General features: G+C 65.1%; 19 protein-coding genes and 1 pseudogene. 14 read left to right on the forward strand and 6 right to left on the reverse strand.

Translation table 11 applies throughout. The features are described from left to right. The 9 genes and pseudogenes from HMPREF3014_RS13230 to HMPREF3014_RS13270 all read left to right on the forward strand — a co-directional run. Nucleotides 1-162: pseudogene (locus HMPREF3014_RS13230) on the forward strand (conjugal transfer protein TrbD); the annotation flags it as partial. Nucleotides 163-174: 12 nt separating this feature from the next. Continuing rightward, entirely contained in the window at nt 175-2628 is a 2454-nt protein-coding gene (gene trbE / locus HMPREF3014_RS13235; protein WP_034068110.1) for a conjugal transfer protein TrbE, read from the forward strand. Next, nucleotides 2625-3350 (forward strand): P-type conjugative transfer protein TrbJ, encoded by a 726-nt coding sequence (trbJ, locus tag HMPREF3014_RS13240; protein ID WP_034017158.1) that lies wholly within the window; start codon nt 2625-2627, stop codon nt 3348-3350. Before trbE ends, trbJ begins: the two co-directional genes overlap by 4 nt. An 11-nt stretch (nt 3351-3361) precedes the next feature. Then, complete coding sequence (locus HMPREF3014_RS13245) at nt 3362-3682, forward strand: hypothetical protein (protein ID WP_034017159.1); 321 nt, start codon at nt 3362-3364, stop codon at nt 3680-3682. Continuing rightward, nucleotides 3679-5049 carry a P-type conjugative transfer protein TrbL gene (trbL, locus tag HMPREF3014_RS13250; protein WP_034017160.1) on the forward strand — a complete coding sequence of 457 codons (1371 nt, stop codon included), beginning with the start codon at nt 3679-3681 and terminating at the stop codon, nt 5047-5049. Before HMPREF3014_RS13245 ends, trbL begins: the two co-directional genes overlap by 4 nt. A 24-nt stretch (nt 5050-5073) precedes the next feature. After that, nucleotides 5074-5778, forward strand: coding sequence for a conjugal transfer protein TrbF (gene trbF / locus HMPREF3014_RS13255; protein ID WP_033470270.1), 705 nt, complete (start codon nt 5074-5076; stop codon nt 5776-5778). Continuing rightward, nucleotides 5775-6773, forward strand: a complete 999-nt coding sequence (gene trbG / locus HMPREF3014_RS13260; RefSeq protein ID WP_034017163.1) for a P-type conjugative transfer protein TrbG — start codon at nt 5775-5777, stop codon at nt 6771-6773. Before trbF ends, trbG begins: the two co-directional genes overlap by 4 nt. 2 nt (nt 6774-6775) lie before the next feature. Then, a complete protein-coding gene (locus HMPREF3014_RS13265; RefSeq protein WP_034017165.1) occupies nt 6776-8062 on the forward strand; it encodes a TraB/TrbI/VirB10 family type IV secretion system protein in 1287 nt (428 codons plus the stop codon). Then, complete coding sequence (locus HMPREF3014_RS13270) at nt 8059-8301, forward strand: DUF2274 domain-containing protein (protein WP_033943920.1); 243 nt, start codon at nt 8059-8061, stop codon at nt 8299-8301. The genes HMPREF3014_RS13265 and HMPREF3014_RS13270 overlap by 4 nt, the downstream gene beginning before the upstream one ends. 650 nt (nt 8302-8951) lie before the next feature. Here HMPREF3014_RS13270 and HMPREF3014_RS13275 read toward each other — a convergent pair. After that, on the reverse strand, nt 8952-10364 hold the full coding sequence (locus HMPREF3014_RS13275) for an ATP-binding protein (RefSeq protein ID WP_003120048.1): 1413 nt from the start codon (nt 10362-10364) through the stop codon (nt 8952-8954). A 77-nt stretch (nt 10365-10441) separates the two neighbouring features. Here HMPREF3014_RS13275 and HMPREF3014_RS13280 point away from each other — a divergent pair, with 77 nt between their 5' ends. Next, the gene (locus HMPREF3014_RS13280) at nt 10442-11785 is read left to right on the forward strand and encodes a response regulator c-di-GMP phosphodiesterase, NosR family (protein WP_003102481.1); all 1344 of its coding nucleotides are present in this window, start codon (nt 10442-10444) and stop codon (nt 11783-11785) included. Nucleotides 11786-11795: 10 nt separating this feature from the next. On the opposite strand, the gene HMPREF3014_RS13285 is transcribed toward HMPREF3014_RS13280, so the two are convergent. After that, nucleotides 11796-13403 (reverse strand): methyl-accepting chemotaxis protein, encoded by a 1608-nt coding sequence (locus HMPREF3014_RS13285; protein ID WP_004350033.1) that lies wholly within the window; start codon nt 13401-13403, stop codon nt 11796-11798. A gap of 111 nt (nt 13404-13514) precedes the next feature. Then, complete coding sequence (gene alkB1 / locus HMPREF3014_RS13290) at nt 13515-14663, reverse strand: alkane 1-monooxygenase AlkB1 (RefSeq protein WP_003102475.1); 1149 nt, start codon at nt 14661-14663, stop codon at nt 13515-13517. Nucleotides 14664-15009: 346 nt separating this feature from the next. On the opposite strand from alkB1, the gene HMPREF3014_RS13295 reads away from it, so the two are divergent. Next, nucleotides 15010-15612 (forward strand): nitroreductase family protein, encoded by a 603-nt coding sequence (locus tag HMPREF3014_RS13295; RefSeq protein ID WP_003113348.1) that lies wholly within the window; start codon nt 15010-15012, stop codon nt 15610-15612. Between the two features lie 62 nt (nt 15613-15674). On the opposite strand, the gene HMPREF3014_RS13300 is transcribed toward HMPREF3014_RS13295, so the two are convergent. Next, on the reverse strand, nt 15675-16574 hold the full coding sequence (locus HMPREF3014_RS13300; RefSeq protein WP_003116840.1) for a DMT family transporter: 900 nt from the start codon (nt 16572-16574) through the stop codon (nt 15675-15677). Nucleotides 16575-16706: 132 nt separating this feature from the next. Here HMPREF3014_RS13300 and HMPREF3014_RS13305 point away from each other — a divergent pair, with 132 nt between their 5' ends. Next, a complete protein-coding gene (locus tag HMPREF3014_RS13305; RefSeq protein WP_003102469.1) occupies nt 16707-17144 on the forward strand; it encodes an Lrp/AsnC family transcriptional regulator in 438 nt (145 codons plus the stop codon). Nucleotides 17145-17158: 14 nt separating this feature from the next. After that, entirely contained in the window at nt 17159-17719 is a 561-nt protein-coding gene (locus HMPREF3014_RS13310) for a GNAT family N-acetyltransferase (RefSeq protein ID WP_003102467.1), read from the forward strand. A gap of 31 nt (nt 17720-17750) precedes the next feature. Here the strand turns inward: HMPREF3014_RS13310 and kynA are convergent, their stop codons facing one another. Further along, nucleotides 17751-18617 (reverse strand): tryptophan 2,3-dioxygenase, encoded by an 867-nt coding sequence (kynA, locus tag HMPREF3014_RS13315; RefSeq protein ID WP_003160422.1) that lies wholly within the window; start codon nt 18615-18617, stop codon nt 17751-17753. A gap of 324 nt (nt 18618-18941) precedes the next feature. After that, complete coding sequence (locus HMPREF3014_RS13320; RefSeq protein WP_012614078.1) at nt 18942-19532, reverse strand: NADPH:quinone oxidoreductase MdaB; 591 nt, start codon at nt 19530-19532, stop codon at nt 18942-18944. 423 nt (nt 19533-19955) lie between these two features. On the opposite strand from HMPREF3014_RS13320, the gene HMPREF3014_RS13325 reads away from it, so the two are divergent. Beyond that, entirely contained in the window at nt 19956-20996 is a 1041-nt protein-coding gene (locus HMPREF3014_RS13325) for a hypothetical protein (protein WP_003102461.1), read from the forward strand. Nucleotides 20997-21123: the final 127 nt, after the last annotated feature.

Here is a 21123-nt window from a genome sequence, read left to right on the forward strand (position 1 = left end):
ACGCTGGCCGCCGCCGTCGGGCTGGGCCTGCAACTGTGGATTCCTGGCGTCGTGCTTTGGATCGTCGGCCATTCGCTGGCGGTATGGGGTGCGCGCGTCGATCCGCAGTTCATGGCCGTGTTCGCCCGGCACATCAAGCACCGCCCGCTGCTGGACGTGTGAGGGGATGCCGCCATGCTGAACCTTGCCGAATACCGCCAGCGTCCCGCGCTGCTCGCCGACTGGTTGCCCTGGGCCGGGCTGGTGGCGCCGGGCGTCGTCTTGAACAAGGACGGCAGTTTCCAGCGCACGGCCCGGTTTCGCGGGCCTGACCTCGACAGCGCAACGCAAGGCGAGCTGATCGCCACGTCGGCACGCTTGAACAACGCGCTGCGCCGGCTGGGTTCGGGCTGGGCGCTGTTCATCGAGGCCGAGCGCCGCGCTGCCGCCGATTACCCGCATTCCGAGTTTCCCGAGCCGCTGTCGTGGCTGGTGGACGAAGAACGCCGCTCGGCCTTCGAGGATACCGGCCATCACTTCGAGAGCGGCTATCACCTGACGCTGGTGTACCTGCCGCCCGAGGAATCCCGCGCCCGCGCCGCCAAGATGCTCTACGAGAACACGCCGACGAATGGCGTGGACTGGCGCGAGCGGCTGCAGGCCTTCGTCGCGGAAACGGATCGGGTCTTCGACCTGCTCGATGGCGTCATGCCGGAAATCGCCTGGCTGGACGACAGCCAGACGCTGACCTACCTGCACGCGACCATATCGACACGGCGCTACCGCATCGGCGTGCCCGAAGTGCCGTTCCACATCGACGCGCTGCTGACCGACTCGCCGCTGGTCGGTGGCCTGGCGCCCATGCTGGGCGACCAGCACCTGCGCGTGGTGTCGGTGCGCGGTTTCCCGACCTCGACCTGGCCGGGGATTCTGGACGACCTCAACCGCCTGGGATTTGGGTATCGCTGGAGTACGCGCTTTCTGTGCCTCGACAAATCCGAGGCGGAACGGGAGTTGGGGCGCCTGCGCCGGCAGTGGTTCGCCAAGCGCAAGAACGTCATCGCGCTGCTGCGCGAAACGATCTTCCAGCAGGAAAGCCCGCTGGTCGATACCGACGCGAACAATAAGGCGGCGGACGCGGATGCCGCCTTGCAGGAACTGGGCAGCGATCAAGTCGCCTTCGGCTACCTGACGGCGACCGTCACCGTCATGGACGAGGACGCCGGCGCAGCCGACGAGAAGCTGCGCATGGTGGAGCGCGTCATCCAGGGCCGGGGCTTCGTCACCATCCCCGAAACGCTCAACGCCGTGGATGCGTGGCTGTCCTCGCTCCCCGGCAACGCCTACGCCAATGTGCGCCAGCCCATCGTCTCGACGCTGAACCTGGCGCACATGATGCCGGTGTCGGCGGTATGGGCCGGGCCGGAGAAGAACGACCACCTCGACGGCCCGCCGCTGATCGTCACCCGCACCGATGGCGCGACGCCGTTCCGGCTGGTGACGCACATCGGCGACGTGGGCCACACGCTGGTCGCCGGCCCGACCGGCATGGGCAAGTCGGTCCTGCTCGCCACGCTGGTCATGCAGTTCCGCCGCTATCGCGGCTCGCGCATCTTCGCGTTCGACATGGGGCGTTCCATGCGCGCCACCATCCTCGGGCTGGGAGGCGAGCACTACGACCTGGGCACGGATGGCGAAATCGCCTTCCAGCCACTCGCCCGCATCGACCGCGAGGGCTACCGCACCTGGGCGGCTGAGTGGATCGAAGGCCGCTTGCTGCACGAAGGCGTGGCGGTCAGTCCAGACGAGAAGGCGGCCATCTGGTCAGCACTCGGCAGCCTGGCCGGTGCGCCGGTGGAGCAGCGCACCATGACCGGCCTGTCGGTGCTCTTGCAGTCCAACGCGCTGCGGCAGGCGCTCGCACCCTATGTGCTGGGCGGTGCCCACGGCAAGCTGCTGGACGCCGACCACGACCGGCTGGGTATGGCGGACGTGCAGTGCTTCGAGATGGAGGAGCTGATGCACAGCAAGGCCGCTGTCATGGCCGTGCTGCAGTACCTCTTTGCGCGTTTCGACGAACGCTTCGACGGTGCGCCCACGCTGTTGATCCTCGATGAAGCGTGGCTGTTCTTGGATGACCCGGTGTTCGCAGCGCGCATCCGCCAGTGGCTCAAGACGCTACGCAAACGAAACGTCAGCGTCATTTTCGCCACGCAGTCGCTCGCGGACATCAAGGATTCGAGCATCGCGCCCGCGATCATCGAAAGCTGCGCAAGCCGCATCTTCCTGCCCAACCCGCAGGCGACCGAGCCGCAGATTCGCACGATCTACGAGGGCTTCGGCCTCAACAGCCGCCAGATCGAAATCGTCGCCACCGCGCAACCCAAGCGCGACTACTACTACCAATCCCGCCTCGGCAACCGCCTGTTCGACCTCGACCTGGGGTCGGCAGCGCTGGCGTTTGCGGGCGCGTCCACGCCGCAAGACCAGCGCGACATCGACCGCGCGCTGCTGGACGCCGGCGTGCCCGGCTTCGCGGGCGCCTGGCTGCGCCATCGCGGCCTCGATTGGGCGGCCGACCTGCTGCCCTCGTTCCCCGGCCTCGCGCCGGGTTCCCTCGCTGACCCCCCCCTGGAGAACCTGCCATGAAAAAGCGCCTTATCGCTGCCGCCGTCGCAGCCATGCTTTGCACCGCCACCGCCCATGCGCAATGGGTCGTGGTCGATCCAACAAACCTCGTGCAGAACACGCTGACCGCGATCCGCACGCTGGAGCAGATCAACAACCAGATCCAGCAGCTCCAGAACGAAGCGCGGATGCTGATGAACCAGGCGCGCAACCTCGCCAGCCTGCCGTCCAGTGTGGTGAACCAGTTGCGCGCCAACCTGGCGACGACCGAGCGGCTGATCGCCCAAGCCAGAGGCTTGGCCTACGACGTGACGAACCTCGATCGAGAGTTCGCGCGCTTGTACCCCGAGCAGTACGCCGCCACCGTCAGCGGCGACCAGATGTACCGCGACGCGCAGGAGCGTTGGCGGAACACGCTCAACGGCTTGCAGACCACCATGCAGATGCAGGCCCAGGCATCGCAGAACCTCCATGATGACGAGGGCGTGCTGGCGGATCTCGTCGGCAAGAGCCAGTCGGCGCAAGGCGCGCTGCAAGCGATGCAGGCCATGAACCAGTTGCTCGCCTTGCAGGCCAAGCAGTCGATCCAGTCGCAGCGGCTCCAGATCACGCAAGACCGGGCCGCCTCGCTGGAACTGGCGCGGCAGGCGGCGGCCACCGAGCGCGCCCGCGAAGTGCGGCGGCGCTTCCTCGGGGAAGGCACGCCGTACACGCCGCAGTCCGTCAACTTCTACCGCGACTGACGGGGGCCGACATGCGATGCGTCCTCGTCCTTGGTGCCGTGCTGCTGGCCGCCTGCGGCGAGCAGCCGGCCGATCACCTCGCCAATGCCCTGGCCGCCGATCCCGTGCGGCTCAAGGCATTGCGCGCGCAATGCGCGGCCGACCGGCAGGCCACGGGCGAGGACGCTTGCCGCGCCGCCGCCGAAGCCTTCCGGCGGCGCTTCTTTTCCGGCGAGGCCGGGCCGGATGAATACCGGACGCTGGCCGACCTGCCGCCGATCCCGCCCAGCTTCGAGGAACCGGCCGATGGCACCGCGCCGGCCTTGCCTGCCGCCCAGGAGGACACGCCATGAATGACGTGACCATCATCGACCAGTTCCTCAACACCTTCGCCACCTACATCGACTCGGGTTTCGGGCTGCTGCGTGGCGAAGTGGCGTTCCTCACGGCCACGCTGATCGTCATCGACATGACGATCGCCGGGCTGTATTGGGCCATGAGCCACGCCACCGGCCAGGGCGAGGACGTGATCGCCAAGCTGCTGCGCAAGGTGCTCTACGTCGGCTCCTTCGCCTACATCCTCAACAACTTCAACTGGCTGGCCAGCATCGTGTTCCGCTCGTTCGCCGGGCTGGGCATCACCGCCACTGGCTCGGCCATCACGATGGAGAACTTCTTGCAGCCGGGCCGGCTCGCCAAGACCGGCATCGACGCCGGAGCGCCGATTCTGGAGCAGATCGGCGAGATGGCGGGCTTCCCCGAGGTGTTCGTGAACCTCGATCCCATCGTGGTGATGTTCCTTGCGTGGCTGGTCGTGGTGCTGTGCTTCTTCGTACTGGCGATCCAGCTTTTCATCACGCTGATCGAATTCAAGCTGACCACGCTCGCCGGGTTCGTGCTGGTGCCCTTCGCGCTGTGGAACAAGACCTCGTTCCTGGCCGAGAAGGTGCTGGGCAACGTCGTGTCCGCTGGCGTCAAGGTCCTGGTGCTGGCCGTGATCGTCGGCATCGGATCGGGCCTGTTCTCGCAGTTCCAAGTCCATCCCGCCGAACCGAACATCGACCACGCGCTGGTCATCATGCTGGCCTCGCTCACCTTGCTGGCGCTCGGGATCTTCGGCCCTGGCATCGCCACGGGCCTTGTGTCCGGTGCGCCCCAACTCGGCGCGGGCGCGATGGCCGGCGCCGCCGTCGGCGCGGCCGGAACCGCAGTGGCCGTCGGTGCTGTCGCGACGGGCGTTGGCGGCGCGGTGGCCGCTGGTGCGCGCATGGCCCCGGCCGCCGCCAAGCTGGCCGGCAGCGGTGCGCGCGCCGCCACGTCGGCGGCCAGCAGCGCGAAGTCGGCGTTCCAGACCGGTTCCGCCGCAGCAGGCGGCGGCGCCAAGGGCGCGATGGCGGGACTGGGCAACGTCGCCAAGACCGGCGCGCAGTCCGCCGGACGCGCTGCCGCATCCCGCGCTTCCGCTGCCGGGCAACGCATGGCCGCGCCGTTCCGTGCGGGCTGGAACGGCGACGCTGGCGCGTCAGCCGGCCAGACCACCACTAGCGAAGCCCCCGCAGGCGCTGCCGCTGCACAGCCCGCCGAGCAGCCCGCCTGGGCCAAGCGGCTGCAACGCCGCCAGCAACTCACCCACGCCGCGACCACCACCGCCCACACGCTGCGCGGTGGCGACGGCGGCGGCTCAGGGCAAGGCCCGAGCCTGCGCGGCTCCGACGACTGACGCGATTCACAAGGAGAACAGACCATGCGATTCAAGAAACCGCAGGTGCGCTACGCCGACACGCCGCAGCCTGCCACGCCGTACCAAGCTGCCGGCCAGGTATGGGACGACCGTATCGGCTCGCCGCGCGTGCAGGCGAAGAACTGGCGCTTGATGGCCTTCGGCTGCCTCACGCTCGCGCTGCTGATGGCCGGCGGCCTGGTGTGGCGCTCGGCGCAATCCATCGTGACGCCCTACGTGGTGGAGGTGGACAACGCCGGTCAGGTGCGCGCCGTCGGCGAAGCCGCTACGCCGTACCGGCCCAACGATGCGCAGACGGCGCACCACATCGCGCGCTTCGTGACGCTGGTGCGCTCGCTGTCCATCGACCCCATCGTCGTCCGCCAAAACTGGCTGGACGCCTACGACTACACGACCGACAAAGGCGCAGCCGTGCTCAACGATTACGCGCGGGTCAACGACCCGTTCGCGCGCATCGGCAAGGAGTCGGTGACGGTGCAGATCACCAGCGTCGTGCGCGCCAGCGACACGTCTTTCAACGTGCGCTGGACGGAACGGCGCTACGTCAACGGCGCAGCGGCGGGCCTGGAACGGTGGACGGCGGTGGTGTCCATCGTGCTCCAGCCGCCGCGCACCGAAGAGCGCCTGCGCAAGAACCCGCTTGGCATCTACGTCAACGGCCTGTCGTGGAGCCGCGAACTGGATTCTTCCGAAGGAGCAAAGCCATGAATGATGTTTTCCGTAAATCCGCCTTGCCGCTGATCCTGCTGGCCCTGGCGGGCTGCGCCACGCAGGGCAAGCCGCCGCCGACCATCTCGCTCGATGAGCCGGTGCCGGTGCAGGCCCAGCCGATGCCGGAGCCGCCCGCGCCCGTGGAGGTGGTGGCCGTGCCCGAGGTGCTGCCGATGCCGGCGCAGTTGATGCCGACTCCCGAGGCCGAGGACGCCAAGCCCACGCCTGAACCTGCCGACGAGAAGGTGCGCGTTTCGCGGGCCAATGCCGAGGCCCGTGTCGCGCCCACGCGCGAGGGCTACGTCAACGCGATTCAGGTGTGGCCGTTCACCGATGGCGCGCTCTATCAGGTCTATGCGGCCGTGGGTCGCGTGACCGTGGTGTCGCTCCAGCCGGGCGAGGAACTGGTGACGGTGGCCGCCGGCGATACCGTGCGCTGGATCGTGGGCGACACGTCCAGCGGCAGCGGTGCCGACCTGCGCGTGAACGTGCTGGTGAAGCCCATCCGCTCGGGCCTCAAGACCAATCTGGTCATCACCACCAGCCGCAGGACGTACTTGCTGGAGCTGACTTCCACGGACAAGACGTGGATGGCGTCAGTCTCGTGGGAGTACCCGCGCGACCGGATGCTGGCCTTGCAGCGCCAGGCGCAGGCGGCCAGCGCCGCCGCGCCGGTCGATCGCGGCCTGTCGCTGGAGAACCTGCGCTTTCGCTACGCGATCAGCGGCAGCAATCCGCCGTGGAAGCCGCTGCGCGCGTTCGACGATGGCGCGAAGGTCTATATCCAGTTTCCCGCAGGCATCGCGCAGGGCGATCTTCCGCCGCTGTTCGTGATCGGGGCCGAAGGCGACGGGCAACTGGTGAACTACCGCTTCCGCTCGCCGTACTACATCGTGGATCGCCTCTTTGGCGCGGCCGAGCTGCGCTTGGGCGGCGACAAGGGCGACGTGGTGCGGATCGAGCGCACGGATGGCGTGGCACGGAGGAACTGACCATGAGCCAGGACGACACCCCCGACCTCGCCACGCCGCAGGCGGGCAAGATCGCGCCCGAGACGGTGGCGCTGCGCGCCCAGCCGCGCCCGGTCACGCGCCTGAATCGCCGCACGCTGGCCGTCCTCGTCGGCGGCCTGTCGGTCGCCGTACTCGGGGCCACGATCTGGTCGCTCCAGCCGCAGCGGCGCGGGGCCAATGAGCAGACCGAGCTTTACAACGTCGATCGCGTCTCGAAGTCCGAAGGATTGGACGGCCTGCCGGCCGACTACTCGAAGCTGCCGCCAGCCTTGCCGCCCGCTGTGCCCGAGCTGGGGCCGCCGCTGCCCGGTGACCTTGGCCCGGCCATCGTCGCTTCGCAGCAGCCGGTAACGCCGGGCTATTCGTCGCCAGGCCATGATCCCGAAGATGCCTTGCGCAAGGAGGCGGACGCGGCGGCGGCCTCGTCGGTGTTCTTCCGCTCAGGCGGCCAGAGCCAGGCCGCCGCCACGGTCGCGCAAGCTGCGCCGGGTGCGCCTGGTGTTGCAAACACACTCGCGGCCTTCGATCCTCTCGCTGCCGGGCCTGCCCCGACGGCGGCCCAGCCCGCCGACCCGACGACGGTGCAGGATCGGCAAGACCAGAAAGAGGCTTTCCTGAAAGCCGGTTCTACGGAAACCCGCAATTCCGGCAATCTGGCGTTGCCTGCGTCGCCTTATCAGGTGATGGCCGGAACGGTGATCGCCGGCGCGCTGGTGACAGGCATCAAGTCGGACTTGCCGGGCGACGTGATCGGCACCGTGACGGAGCCGGTCTATGACACGGCCACCGGCAAGTTCCTGCTGATCCCACAGGGGTCGCGCATCCTCGGGCGCTACAACAGTCAGGTCAGCTACGGGCAGAGCCGCGTGCAAGTGGTGTGGAACCGGATCATCTTGCCCGACACGTCCTCGCTGACGCTCGACAACCTAGTGGGCACCGACCCGGCTGGCTACGCAGGCTTGGAGGATGACGTGGACTGGCACTGGAACCGCATCTTTGCCGGTGCGGCGCTGACGACGCTGCTGGGCGTCGGCGCCGAGCTGGCCGCGCCGGAGAACCGCCAGGATGGCAACCGCATCGTCATCGCCGGGCGCGACAGCGCCCAGGACAGCATCAATCAGGTCGGCCAAGAGATCACCCGACGCAACATGAACATCCAGCCGACGCTGACCGAGCGGCCTGGCTTGCCGGTTCGCATCATCGTCAACCGTGATCTGGTGCTGCGGCCGTACCAGCCGCTGTTCTTCAATCGGGGAGCTTCGCAATGAGCACGACCAAGAAGCTGCGGCTCGGGCCGCTGCCCAAGACCGAAAGCGTCAAACTGACCTTTGCCTGCCCGGCCAGCTTGAAAGCCGACCTCGACCGCTACGCCGCGATGCACGCGCAGACGTATGGCGAGGCGGTCGATGCAGAGAAGTTGATCCCGCACATGCTGGAGGCGTTCATGGCGGGGGATCGGGGCTTCAAGCGAACACAGCCCAAAAACGGAAAAGCCGCCCCTGCGTGAACAGGGGCGGCTCTGGATTGGTGCCCGAGGCCGGAATCGAACCGGCACGCCTTTCGGCGAGGGATTTTCTTACCACTTCGACTTTCGCCGCCGCCCTGCTCAACGCATGGCGTTCGTGGTCTGGAGCACGCCTTCACCATAGCCTTGCGGCCGTAGGTGCCCGCCGTCTGCTCTCTACACCTTCCCAAGCTGTGCTTGGGCTTGGCTCGGCGTTGGCTCGGGTGCAGAAGCATCCAGGGCGTTCGCCGACTTTGACGGGCTTCACTTCGGGCGTTTCCCCCCGAAGGCTCAAATTGTTCAAGTCCCTTGTGTCTACCGATTTCACCACTCGGGCGTAGTGCTCAACGCACCGAAAACACCTACCTCCATCTACTGGCGCCTAGTTGGCCCCTGGCCCTCAAGCCAAACTGCAAGGCTACAACTTGGATGCCCGCAAACCGTTGTCACTATTGACCTTCTGGCCCGGTAGTTCTAGCAGAAAGGACTTGACAAAACAGATTTTAAGTCCCTTGCGTCTACCGATTTCGCCATCCGGGCAGGATCTCGCTTCAAGTGAGCCGGCAACGGGAACCAAACCGGCATCCCAACCCGAGACCCACCCCAAACGGTAGATAAATCATTGTCTTACGTTACCCTAGCCGGCGCAACAGTTAATTTCCGTGGGCTCCGCCCAGGTTGCCGGGCGATTCCAGGGGAAGCACGATCCGGAAAGCGCTGCCGACTCCCGGCTGGCTACGTACCTCGATGGTGCCGCCGTGTTTCTGGACGATGCCGTAGGAGAGCGACAACCCCAGGCCGGTCCCCTTGCCTACCGGCTTGGTGGTGAAGAACGGATCGAAGATGCGCGGCAGGATCTCGGGGGAGATACCCTGCCCCGAGTCTTCCACCTCGATCCAGGCATGCTCCACGGTATGCCCCGTGCGAATCACGATGCGACCCCGCTCCGGCCCCATCGCCTGGGCCGCGTTCATCACCAGGTTCATCACCACCTGGTTGATCTGCGACGGCAGGCACTTCACCTCGGGCAGATCGCCGTATTCGCGGACCACGTCGGCCCGGTACTTCAGTTCGCTGGCGACGATATTGAGGGTCGACTCGATCCCCTGGTGCAGATCGGTCCACTGCCAGTCGTCCTCGGCGTCGACGCGGGAGAAGTTCTTCAGGTCCTGGACGATCTTGCGCACCCGCCCTATACCTTCCCTGGATTCGCGCAGCAACACGGCGACATCCTCCTTGACGAAGGCCAGTTCGACCCGCTCACCGAGCTGCTCCAGGCGTCTTGCCAGCGCCTCGTCGCGGATCGCGGGGCGAGCCTCTTCATAGGCTTCAAGTACCTCCAGCAAACGCCTGACGTGCTCCTCCAGGGTGGTGTAGTTGGAGGAAACGTAGCTGATGGGGTTATTGATCTCATGGGCGACGCCGGCGGCCAGGTGGCCGATCGAGGCAAGCTTCTCCGTCTGCACCAGTTGGCTTTCCAGTTCCTTGCGCTCGCCGATCTCTTTCTCCAGCGCCTCCTTGGCCTGGCCGACTTCCCGGGTGATCTCCTGGATGGCAGCCTCCATCCGGCTCATCTGCAACTGGAGGTGAGCCGTCACGTTCCACTTGGCGCTGAGATTGCCGGCCATCTGGCGGACCTCCTGTCCCTGCAAAGGCAGGCCGAGGAGCAGCAGGCGCTCTTCCGCAGCCCACGGCGCCAATAGCGGAAAATCGGCGGGAGGCGCATGCACCACGACCTGCAAGCGGGAGTCGAGACGCCAGAACCGCTCTAGAACGGGAATATCCGCGCCTACCGACGGCATCCCGAGAAACACCACGGCATACGGCGCATCGGCCTGGAGGGCCGAGCGTATCCGCCCCAATGCCTCCTCGGCGCTTCCCGCCGTATCCACCTGGTAGCCCCGCTCAGGCGCCACGGGAGGCGATTCGGCCCCTAGGGTTCCCTGCAACAACCCGCATACACGGTCTCGATCCGCCTGCCGCTCATCGATCACCAGCAAGCGCCGGTTCCTGATGGGTAACGTCTCCATGATCCGCACCTCCGCTCGCCCAGCCGCCGCGTGCATGCGCCCTCGTCCAGGCCAGACTCGGACTATGCTTGCCTGAAGTATTCAGGCAAAACTCACCCGGTGGACAGACACTCATGAACGATAGCGCACCTCCTTCCAACGAGACGGAGATCCGCTTCAGCGTGCTGCTGGTCGACGACGAGCCGCTGATCCTCAGCAGCCTGCGCCGGCTGCTACGAAACCAGCCCTACGACCTGTTGCTGGCGGAGAGCGGCGAACAGGCCCTGCAACTGCTGGAAAGCCGGCCCGTGGACCTGGTGGTGTCCGACGCCCGCATGCCGAACATGGACGGTGCTGCCCTGCTCGCGGAAATCCATCGCCGCTCCCCGGAAACCATTCGCATCCTGCTCACCGGCCATGCCGACCTGCCAACCATCGCCAAGGCCATCAATGAAGGGCGCATCCACCATTACCTGAGCAAGCCGTGGAACGACGACGAGTTGCTGCTGACCCTGCGCCAGTCGCTCGAATACCTGCATTCCGAGCGCGAGCGGCGGCGCCTGGAGCGACTTACCCAGGAGCAGAACGACCGCCTCCAGCAACTCAACGCCACGCTGGAAAAGCGCGTTCAGGCGCGCACCGCCGAACTGCAGCAGACCGCCGACATGCTCGACCTCGCCTATGAGGAGCTAAAGCGCAGCTACGTGGTCGGCACCGAAGTCTTCTCGCTGCTGGTCAACCAGCGCCTGCCCAAGGACAAGCAGACCAACCAGCAAATCATCGAACTGGTCCGCGCCTGCTGTGCCAGCGGCCTCGTCGACGAATCGGATGGTCGCGACCTGGCGATGGCCGCAGCGCTCTACAACATCGGCAAGCTGAGCTGGAACGACACCCTGCTCAGCTCGCCCTCGGACCTGCTCTATCACCACGACCGCGATCGTTTCCGCGGCTACCCGGAGCTCAGCGAGTCGCTGCTGATGTCGCTGGAACCGATGCAGGACGCCGCCCGCCTGATTCGCCATCACCAGGAGCACTGGGACGGCAGCGGCTATCCGGACCACCTCAAGGGCGAGGCCATTCCCCTGGGCTCGCGCCTCTTGAAGCTGGCGGTGGATTTCGTCGAGCTGCAGCGCGGACTGATCCTCGAACGGCGCATGAATCGCGACGAAGCACTGATGTACATCCGCAAATACGCCGGCCGGCTGTACGACCCCGAGCTGATCGAACCGTTCATCCAGGTCTGCGCGACGACCCTTGCCGATGTCACCCTGGCCGATCCGCAAGTCCGTGCCCATGGCACCCGCGACCTGGTTCCGGGCATGGTGCTGGCGCGCAACCTCACCGCCAACAACGGCATGCTGCTGCTCAACGCGGGCAAGGTCCTGAACCTGGCGCTGATCGAGAAGCTGATCGCCTTCGAAGCGATCGAAGGCGCACGCTACACGCTGTTCGTGCGCCTCCCGGAGTCGACGACCTAGGCGGCTCCCGTCAGATCTTGAAGCGCTCCACCGACGAGCGCATGGTCGCTGCAACCTCGTTCAGGCGCCTGGCGGTGGCGGCCATCTCGTGCATCGCCTGGGTGTTCTGCTGCGAACGCTGGGCGATGAGTTCCACGCGCTGGGCGATTTCATCACTGGCGCGCGACTGCTCGCGGATGGTCTGGGAAATCTCATCGACCACCGACGCGGCATGACGGGTTCCATCGAGGATCTCGTTGATCGACACCCCTGCCTGACGGGCGAACGACACCCCCTCGTTGACCCGGCTCACGCCGGCCTCCATGCTGTTGATCGCTTGCCCCGTGCTGGCGCGGATGCGCTCGATCATCGCGGTGATCTCCTGGGTCGACTGGGTGGTCCGCGCCGCCAGCCCGCGTACCTCGTCGGCGACCACGGCGAAACCGCGCCCGGCCTCTCCGGCCCGCGCCGCCTCGATGGCGGCGTTCAACGCCAGCAGGTTGGTCTGCTCGGCGATCCCCTTGATCACCTGGATGATCGAATGGATCTCGTCCGACGACTGGCCGAGAGCGGTGATGCTGGTGGAGGACTGGTTGACCACGTCGGCGATGCGGCTCATCCCTTCCACCACGTTGAGGATCACCTGCCCGCCACTGCTGGCCAGCTCCTCGGACTTGGCCGAGATCACCCTGGCGTTGTCGGCGTGGTCGGAAATCTGCGAGATATTGGTGATCATCTCTTCCATGCTCGCAGCCATGCTGGTGGCGCTGTCGGCCTGTTGGCTGGCGCCGTGGACGATCGACTGCGAGGTCTGGCCGATGGATTGGGAGGTGTCGTGGAGCTCTTCGCTTTCCTGGCGGATGATGGTGATCATCTGCCGCAGGTTCTCCTGCATCTCGCCCAACGCCCGCTGCAACTGGCCGGCCTCGTCATTGCTGTCGACGCCGATCGGCTCCTGCAGGTTGCCCTGGGCGATCACCCGGGCCGATGAGACCAGTTTGCGCAGCGGCTGCAGGACGGCGCGCAGCAACTGGCGACAGAGCTGTCCAAGGACCAGGCAGGCGACCAGGATGCCGCCCGCGAGCATCCAGGCGGAATAGCGCATGCTGTCTTCGCGCGCCCGGTTGGTCTGCTCGACGTGTTTCTCGATCAGGCTGCTGAGCGCTTCGTTGCGCCCTTCCAGCTCCTTGAAGGCCTGGACGAACTGCGGCAGCTCGGCCCGCGCCGCCACGGGATCGAGCAACGCCTTGCCGACGATGCTCTCGGCGGCGCCGATGTAGGCTTCCAGGTCGGGCCGCAACTCGACCAGCGCCTGGTGGATGGCGTCGTTGAGAGGCAGCCCCTGGTTCTGCTCGACCACCTTGCGAAACCACTGGCTGTGCTCCTGCAGGTCCTCGCGGACCTGCTCGGCCGCCGCGCCGTCGCCGGGCTGGACCACGAACGCCGCGAGGACGTCGGCGCGCAAGGCGTCGTGCATCATGTCGCCTTCCATGTGGTTGCGCAGCGCATTGACGCTCAGCTCGTTCTCCGACAGTGCCTTGCCCAACCGCAATTGCCCCCAGAAGCCGACCCCGCCGAGCAGCACCACAGCCACGATGCCGATGGCGCCCGAAGCGAGGATTCTCTGCCGAATGTTCATCCCTGGGCTCCTTTCCGTGCCGAGATATCGCTAAGGATAGTCAACCCCAGGCAAGGCGGGATTGCCCGAACGAAGAGCTATTCGGGCACGGAGCGGGGACGCCGGCCATTCTCAGGAAGCTGCCGGCCGCTCGCTCTGTTCGGCCGTCAACTGGAACTCTTCGCCCGCATAGTAGGCCCGCACCTTGGGGTCCATGACCGCCCGCCACAGCGGCGGGATCAGCGCCAGCACCACCATCCCGGCATAACCGCTGGGCATCTGCGGGCTATCGTCATAATGACGGAGGACCTGATAGGGGCGTTTGGCGAAGGCATGATGGTCGGAATGCCGTTGCAGATGGAACAGGACCAGGTTGGTGAAGACGAAGTTGCTGTTCCAGGAGTGGGTATGGTTGGTCCGCTCGTAGCGCCCGTCCTCGCCCTTTCGCCGATGCAGGCCGTAGTGCTCGACGTAGTTGATGATCTCCAGCAGGGTCACCGCGACGAACGCTTGGCCAAGGAAGAAAACCATCCCCAGCCAGCCGAACGCCCAACCGAAACCGACCAGCAACGCCAGGCTCAGCAGGTACCACCAGATCAGTTCGTTCTGCCAGCCGAACACCGGCAGGCCCTTCTTGCGCAGCCGCACCGCTTCAAGGCGCCAGGCGTTGAGGAAGTTGTACTTGTAGGCATGCGGCAGGAACTGGTAGACCGACTGGCCGAAACGCGCCGACGAAGCGTCCTCCGGCGTAGACACATGCACATGGTGGCCGCGCACATGCTCGACCTTGAACCCCGCGTAGCACACGGCGGCCAGCAGAATGCCGCCGGCAGCCTGCTCCAGCGCCGAGTCCTTGTGGATCAGCTCATGGGCGACGACGATCCCCACCGCTCCCATCACCGTGCCCATCGAGAGGATCCAGCCCAACCGGCCGAGCCAGCCCCACTCCTGGAAAGCGACGAACACGCCAGCGGCCCACACCAGCGTACCGATGAGCACCGGCACCGTGGCCAGGGTCAGCAATACGTAATAGCCCTGGCCGAGCAACTGCGGCGTCTGCGTTTCCTCGTCGGGGTTGGCCGGGTCGCGGCCGAACAGCATGTCCAGCAGCGGCCCGATGCCGAATACCGCAATCACCAGGGAAAATGCCCAGAAGGCCGGATGTGCGCTGTCCTGGGCCATCCAGTAGTTGAACGGCATGGACAACGCCAGCAGCAGCCAGAGCCAATAGGCGTACTTCTTGATGGCCAGCATGGTGCTGGGAGAGAAATTTTCAAACATCGTGCGCTCCAGTTTTTGTCCGACAATCCTACAATCGAACCATCACCGAGCCGGGCTGCCAGGTCACCATCACTAAAGGTTGGCCGCCTCCCCCGCCTTCACCCTGCTTGACCTGAATCAAAGGCCAAGTCCTCGCGGTTTTATGCCCATCGACTTTCTCGATATTCCATTTTCATCCGTACTTGCCGTCTCTCGCTGCCGGCCGCGCTGGACCGTGGATACCCGGCTTTCCTGGAGAAGCCGGGTATCCATCGCATCAGCCGATAGGAATCACCGGTTATTTCCCATTGATCTCATCGAGGCCGTCGCTAATATCGAATCCAATTTCCAAACAAGGAGCCTCACGATGTCTGACGCATTCCTCTCCTCCATCAAGAACCGCCGCACCATCTACGCCCTGGACAAGCAACTGCCCGTCTCCCAGGAGAAAATCGTCGAACTGGTCAAGGAGGCCGTCTCGCACAGCCCTTCCGCGTTCAACTCGCAGAGCTCGCGGGTGGTCGTCCTGTTCGGCGCCGAGCACGAGCAGTTCTGGAACATCGCCAAGGACGAGTTGAAGAAGATCGTTCCCGCCGACGCTTTCGCCGCCACCGAAACCAAGCTCAATTCCTTCGCCGCCGGTGCCGGCACCGTACTGTTCTTCGAAGACCAGACGGTAGTGCGCCAGCTTCAGGAGCAGTTCGCCCTCTACGCCGACAACTTCCCGGTGTGGTCGGAGCAGGCCAGCGGCATGGCCCAGTTCGCGGTCTGGACCGCCCTCGCCGAGCACAAGGTCGGCGCCAGCCTGCAGCACTACAACCCGCTGGTAGATGCGCAGACCCACAAGACCTGGAACCTGCCGGAAAGCTGGAAGCTGCGCGCACAGATGCCTTTCGGCGCCATCGCCGCTCCGGCGGGCGAGAAAGCCTTCATCGCCGAAAGCGAACGCTTCAAGGTCTTCGGCAACTGATCGGCCGAGATCGCCGTAGAAAAGCCCCGCCTCGTCGCGGGGCTTTTTCTTTCCCCCGCGCCTCAGCCGCGACGCACCGCCGGCCTCGGCAGGCGCACGCTCCAACCCTGCTGCATGCCCGCCGCGGCGAGCAGGATGGCAGCCACGCCAAGCCACTGGGCCAGGCTCAGGCGATGTTCGAAGACCAGCCAGTCCACCAGGATCGCCGCGACCGGATAGATGAAGGACAAGGCACCGGTCAGCGCCGTCGGCAATTTCTGAATGGCGCCGTAGAGCAGTACGTACATCAGCCCGGTATGGACGATTCCCAGGGTCGCCAGGCTGGCCCAGGGAGCAACGTGCCGGGGCAGTTCGGCAAGGTTCGCCAGCGGTGCGAGCATCAGCACGCCGGTGCCCACCTGGATCAAGGCGATAAGATGCGGCGGCGTGCCTTGCAGGCGCTTCACGATCAGCGCGGCAAAGGCATACAGCAGCGCGGCAGCGAGCGCCAGGAGGATACCGAACAGGTAGTCCCCGCGCGGGGCGTCGCTGTCGCCGTGGGCGCTGACGATCGCCAGCATGCCGGCGAACGAAAGCCCCAGCCAGCCCAGCTTGCGCGCCGTGACCTTCTCGCCGAGAAACACCGCGCCTAGCCCCACCAGCATGAACGGCTGGACGTTGTAGACCGCGGTACCGATGGCGATCGAAGCCCGTGAGTAGGATGCGAACAGCAATACCCAGTTGCCGACGATGAACACCCCGCTGAGGAGCGCCAGCAGGAACGCCTCGCGCCCCAGGCTGCCGCGGCGCAGGAAACCCAGCGCGGCACAGGCGACCAGCAGCGTGGCGAAACCGAATACGCAGCGCCAGAACACCACGTCCAGCACGGGCTGCCCGGAGAGCAGCACCAGCCAGCCAATGGTGCCGCAGATCAGCATGGCCGAAGTCATTTCCAGCGTACCGCGACGGATCGGATCGTTCATGGGCGCTCTCCCGCAAGACAGGCCTATGATTATCCAAAGTCGTCTTCCAGCCCTCCATCGCATTACTCAGGCAAAAACCCGTGACGACCTTTTTTATCAGGGCTATTTTGAAAAAAAACTTTCGAGGCCGACATGACCGACGACATCGACCAACGCCTGATCAACGCCCTCATGGCTGACTCGCGACTGTCCCTCAAGGCTCTCGCCCAGGTCAGCGGGCTATCGGCCCCGAGCGTCGCCGAACGCCTGCGCAAGCTGGAAGAACGCGGCGTGATCCGCGGCTACACCCTGGATGTCGACCCCCGCTGTTTCGGCTACCAGTTCCAGGCGATCGTGCGCATCCGCCCCCTGCCCGGCAGGCTGCACGAGGTCGAGCGACAGATCCAGGACATCGCCGAGTTCACCGAGTGCGACAAGGTCACCGGTGACGACTGCTTCATCGCCCGCCTCCAGGTTCGTTCGATGGAACAGCTCGACACGCTGCTGGACAGGATCAACGGCTACGCGGAAACCAACACCGCCATCGTCAAGAAGTCCCCGGTTAAACGCCGGCTCCCCCCGATGACCTGAGCGAGGCACTCCGCATGCCCACACCCGGCACGGGTTCCGTCCCGGAACTGCAACTCGTCCCGTTCCAGCTGGAACACTTCCCAATCCTGCAACGCTGGTTCGCCACGGAAAAGGAGCTGGTGCAATGGGCCGGCCCCGCCCTGCGGCATCCGCTGAGCCTCGAGCAGATGCATGAAGACCTCGCGGAAAGCCGCCGGCGACCGCCGCTGCGCCTGCTCTGGAGCGCTTGCCGGGATGACCAGGTCATCGGCCATTGCCAGTTGCTGTTCGACCGCCGCAACGGCGTCGTCCGCCTGGCTCGCATAGCCCTGGCGCCAAGCGCGCGCGGCCAGGGCCTGGGGCTGCCGATGCTGGAGGCGCTGCTCGCCGAGGCCTTCGCCGACGCCGACATCGAGCGCGTTGAATTGAACGTGTACGACTGGAACGCTGCCGCCCGTCATCTCTATCGACGCGCGGGGTTCCGCGAAGAAGGCTTGCGCCGCTCCGCCACCCGGGTCGGCCGGGAACGCTGGAATGTCGTTCTCATGGGGCTTTTGCGGCAAGAGTGGGCGGCGGGAGGCGCCGGCAACGACTGAGGCGCAGGCGGATGCTGCGCCTCATCCGGTACTACAGGTTGGAACGGAGCCGCCACAGTTCGGGGAAGAGGATGGTATCGAGCATGCTGCGCAGATACCCCACTCCCTCGGTTCCGCCCGTGCCGGGTTTGAAACCGATGATGCGCTCCACCGTGGTCACGTGACGGAAGCGCCACTGGCGGAACGAGTCCTCCAGGTCGATCAGTTTCTCCGCCAGCTGATACAGGTCCCAGTAGCGTTCCGGCGCCTGGTAGACCTGTCGCCACGCCGCCTCCACCGAGGCCTCGTAACAGGTGCCGGCCGCCGCGTCCCGGGCGAGCCGCTCCTGGCTTACCGGCAACCCCTGGGCGGCCATCAGGCGGATCGCTTCGTCGTATAGCGACGGCGTATGCAGGGCCTGCTCCAGGGCCGCCAGCAGCTCGGCACGGTGAGCATGGGGCTTGAGCAGGGTGGCGTTCTTGTTGCCGAGGATGAATTCGATCTCGCGGTACTGGTAGGACTGGAAACCGGAAGACTGGCCCAGGTACGGGCGGATGGTGTTGTACTCGGTCGGCGTCATGGTCGCCAGCACCGCCCAGGCGTGTACCAGCTGGTCGAAGATCCGCGAGACCCTGGCGAGCATTTTCAGCGCCGGACCGAGCTTGCCTGACTTGACGTGCTCCCGGGCGGCCCGCAGTTCGTGGAGCATCAGCTTCATCCATAGCTCCGAGGTCTGGTGCTGGATGATGAACAGCATTTCGTTGTGGTCGGGCGAAAGCGGGAACTGGGCGTCCAGGACCTTCTCCAGCTTCAGGTAATCGCCGTAGCTCATCGCATGGGTGAAGTCCAGGGCGGCGTTATGCCACTCAGCCTCTCCGTCCGTTTCTCCCTGGGTCTGGGAGTGAGGGCAAGGACACATGTGAATCTCCTGAATTCGGCGGCAGGCGTCGGAAGTCGATGAGCGACCTGCCGGCAACGTTGTCGGGGGTGGCTTCGACACGGTCGAAGCGCGCTCATTTTACGATGCGCCCATTCGAATATTCGTGCAAAGCATCCTTTCCTGCCCGTCCCCGATGAAATCTAATTCGACGGATCGATGGAAAAATCGAATTTCGGATCACTCGCGGGTCGTGGCCGAGAAAAGCCCGGATAGCGGATCCGTGACCATTAGGCCTCGTCCCGAGAGCCTGGATTTCGACCCGCCACTCCATCCAGCGAAGCGACACGAGGCTCGCCGTCGAACTCAGCCGGCGCGCCCGAACACCCTGTCCAGGTGCGCCTGGTAGGCAGCGACGGTAGCCGGGACGTCCGGGCGCTTCATCACATCCACCGCGAGGAACGTCGGCAGGCCGGACATGCCGAGGAACTGGTTGGCCTTGTGGAAGGGGAAATACACCGCATCCACGCCTTTCCCTTCGAAGAAGTCGCTCGGATCGTCGAACGCCTGCCGTGGTGCATTCCAGGTCGCCGAGATCATGTAGCGCTTGCCCTGCACCAGACCGCCGCTGCCATATTTCTGCGTGCTGTCGGAGCGGGTACGACCGTCGTTGGCATAGAGGCTGCCGTGTCCGGCCGTGAAGACTTCGTCGATGTAGCGCTTCACTGTCCATGGCGCGCCCATCCACCAGCCGGGCATCTGGTAGATCACCACGTCGGCCCAGAGGAACTTGTCCACCTCCGTCGGGATGTCATAGCCACCGTCGATGAGGGTCTGGCGCAGGTCGAAGCCACGGCGGTCCAGATGGGCCAGGGCGGTTTCGTGCAGGGTCTGGTTGAGGCGACCGTCGGAATGGGCGAAACGCTTTCCGCCGTTGAGCAGGAGAATGTTTTTCATGGTGTTCCGTACATGCTGGAACCGCAGCGGAGATGCCTGCCGATCCCGGGTTGAAGAGAGCGGCAGGTTAGATAGGCGCAGGGAACGGAAAAAGTCGTTCGGCGGTAAAACAGATTTGATCCGCACTCACGAATCGCCAGAAGAGCTGGGATGCGCGTCTTCATTGCGCCCCCACGCAGCCAGCCCTCGATGACCGGCACGAACTCTACCCGCAGCGAGCCATCACCAACGCAGTACGCACTGGCTCGCCAGCATTCGAACGCATGTGAGTACCCAGGATTGCAGCAACAGGCTGTGACGCGCTCGACTCAAACGCTCCTTCCTACGCGCGGGACGAACGCTCCTTGGGAATCCGCAAGGAGTAGATTAGGATTCTTCCCGCACTCGCCTTAAGTCATTGGCCCGTATAGATAAGGATATCTCATGAAAACCATCGCTCGGCGTCTGAGCCCCTTCGCGATCCTGCTCCCGGCAAGCCTGTTGTCAGCCTGCGCCTCCCTAGGCAACGCCGGACTCGGCGGCTCCCAGCAGAACCCCACCAACCAGCTCCTGAACATGATCGATGAGGCTACCCGCGAAGGTATGTCCGTGGTGCTGGTACCGGCACTCATGCCCAACAAGAGCGTGACGGACCTCTCCAGCTACTCGCATCGGGTCATATTCAAGAATAAGGACGTGCCCGGGATCGCCTACATGCAGGCCTTTGCCAACAACGACCTGGAGAAGATCAAGGAAGCCGTCTATCTGTGGGACTTCCTCGAGGTCAACATCGTCCCGCCGGGAACCTACCTGCTGTCCGGAGGGATCGACTACAAGATCGACAGCACCCTTGCCCAGATCAAGGCGCCAAAGGGGCAGCCGGCTGCCAGCCCACTTGGTTCGGTGAACCTGTCCGCCGTGCTGTATCGCCGGTTCGTGAAGGAGAACTACTGGCGCGACGCCTCCTATGCAGATAAAACCTACACACAGAATGTCTGCAGCGCCGTGCACATGGCCTCCGGCCAATGCGTGGGCTGGACCGAGCAGCAATACAGCCAGCGGGAAATGGTCTCGGATGCCGGTTGGGCCGAAGGCACGAAGATCGAGGACGTTCCCTCCATCAAGCTGCAAGCGCAGATACCCGACGCCTATGCCCCGCTGTCCTTCACCATTCAGCCTGGGCAGATCCTGCTCAGCGATCGGTTCCACTTGAAGACCCCGGCCGTGAGCTATGACAGGAAGACCTGCAAGGCCGTGGACACGCAAAACATCAAGTGCGCCTTGCAGGATATCCAGGTCTTCATGAGGCCAGCGCCCATGGAGCTGACGAAAAGGTTCATCGATCGCGAGCAGCCAAGGCTGGATGAAACGGGCCGCCAGGTGCTCGCGCGCATCCAGCCGATGAAAACCGAGATACTCGGCGAAGCAGGCATGGAAGACCTGACCTGGGGCCTGCCGGTTTCCTTGAAACGCAAGGCAAGATGAAACGGGCCCTCCGCCGAGCGCCTTCCGCTCGCGGTCGCCACAACGGTTGATCGATAGAGGCCCGGAAGGCAGGCGGCAGGACAGACCGGCTCGGCTGGTCATGTTCGATGACGACCAGCCGATGACC

The sequence above is a fragment of the Pseudomonas sp. HMSC065H01 genome, assembly GCF_001815235.1.
Classification (GTDB): Bacteria; Pseudomonadota; Gammaproteobacteria; order Pseudomonadales; family Pseudomonadaceae; genus Pseudomonas; species Pseudomonas aeruginosa.

Bases quoted from the DNA above. Each gene is read 5' to 3' on its own strand.
- trbE (WP_034068110.1), top strand. From the start codon at position 175: ATGCTGAACCTTGCCGAATACCGCCAGCGTCCCGCGCTGCTCGCCGAC.
- trbJ (WP_034017158.1), top strand. From the start codon at position 2,625: ATGAAAAAGCGCCTTATCGCTGCCGCCGTCGCAGCCATGCTTTGCACC.
- HMPREF3014_RS13245 (WP_034017159.1), top strand. From the start codon at position 3,362: ATGCGATGCGTCCTCGTCCTTGGTGCCGTGCTGCTGGCCGCCTGCGGC.
- trbL (WP_034017160.1), top strand. From the start codon at position 3,679: ATGAATGACGTGACCATCATCGACCAGTTCCTCAACACCTTCGCCACC.
- trbF (WP_033470270.1), top strand. From the start codon at position 5,074: ATGCGATTCAAGAAACCGCAGGTGCGCTACGCCGACACGCCGCAGCCT.
- trbG (WP_034017163.1), top strand. From the start codon at position 5,775: ATGAATGATGTTTTCCGTAAATCCGCCTTGCCGCTGATCCTGCTGGCC.
- HMPREF3014_RS13265 (WP_034017165.1), top strand. From the start codon at position 6,776: ATGAGCCAGGACGACACCCCCGACCTCGCCACGCCGCAGGCGGGCAAG.
- HMPREF3014_RS13270 (WP_033943920.1), top strand. From the start codon at position 8,059: ATGAGCACGACCAAGAAGCTGCGGCTCGGGCCGCTGCCCAAGACCGAA.
- HMPREF3014_RS13275 (WP_003120048.1), bottom strand. From the start codon at position 10,364: ATGCACGCGGCGGCTGGGCGAGCGGAGGTGCGGATCATGGAGACGTTA.
- HMPREF3014_RS13280 (WP_003102481.1), top strand. From the start codon at position 10,442: ATGAACGATAGCGCACCTCCTTCCAACGAGACGGAGATCCGCTTCAGC.
- HMPREF3014_RS13285 (WP_004350033.1), bottom strand. From the start codon at position 13,403: ATGAACATTCGGCAGAGAATCCTCGCTTCGGGCGCCATCGGCATCGTG.
- alkB1 (WP_003102475.1), bottom strand. From the start codon at position 14,663: ATGTTTGAAAATTTCTCTCCCAGCACCATGCTGGCCATCAAGAAGTAC.
- HMPREF3014_RS13295 (WP_003113348.1), top strand. From the start codon at position 15,010: ATGTCTGACGCATTCCTCTCCTCCATCAAGAACCGCCGCACCATCTAC.
- HMPREF3014_RS13300 (WP_003116840.1), bottom strand. From the start codon at position 16,574: ATGAACGATCCGATCCGTCGCGGTACGCTGGAAATGACTTCGGCCATG.
- HMPREF3014_RS13305 (WP_003102469.1), top strand. From the start codon at position 16,707: ATGACCGACGACATCGACCAACGCCTGATCAACGCCCTCATGGCTGAC.
- HMPREF3014_RS13310 (WP_003102467.1), top strand. From the start codon at position 17,159: ATGCCCACACCCGGCACGGGTTCCGTCCCGGAACTGCAACTCGTCCCG.
- kynA (WP_003160422.1), bottom strand. From the start codon at position 18,617: ATGTGTCCTTGCCCTCACTCCCAGACCCAGGGAGAAACGGACGGAGAG.
- HMPREF3014_RS13320 (WP_012614078.1), bottom strand. From the start codon at position 19,532: ATGAAAAACATTCTCCTGCTCAACGGCGGAAAGCGTTTCGCCCATTCC.
- HMPREF3014_RS13325 (WP_003102461.1), top strand. From the start codon at position 19,956: ATGAAAACCATCGCTCGGCGTCTGAGCCCCTTCGCGATCCTGCTCCCG.